General features: G+C 34.8%; 1 protein-coding gene. It reads right to left on the reverse strand.

Features of this window, described 5'->3' with window-relative positions; translation table 11 throughout:
* Positions 1–17: 17 nt before the first annotated feature.
* Positions 18–227, reverse strand: a 210-nt coding sequence (locus ACLS0A_RS11110) for a transposase (RefSeq protein WP_416083520.1), incomplete at its 5' end; no start/stop codon positions are given.

Below are 227 nucleotides of genomic sequence, written 5' to 3' on the forward strand. Positions count from 1 at the left end.
GGGGCTGTCCTAGATAACTAGACTAAGCTCCCTTTAACTAATTGTTTTAAAATGGAAATTTGAGTTTTTATGTCACTGTAATTAAAACGCCATTCGCATTCCTTTAAATAAAGCTCAAAATGGGCTTTAGGAATGCCATTAAATTTGCGTAAATGGCGTTTTGCTTGGCTCCAAAAATTCTCAATTCCATTAATGTGGTTATGATTTTCAGCAAAATGTGTGCTGTG

This window comes from Avibacterium volantium (assembly GCF_049366555.1).
In the GTDB taxonomy this organism is placed as follows: Bacteria; Pseudomonadota; Gammaproteobacteria; order Enterobacterales; family Pasteurellaceae; genus Avibacterium; species Avibacterium volantium_A.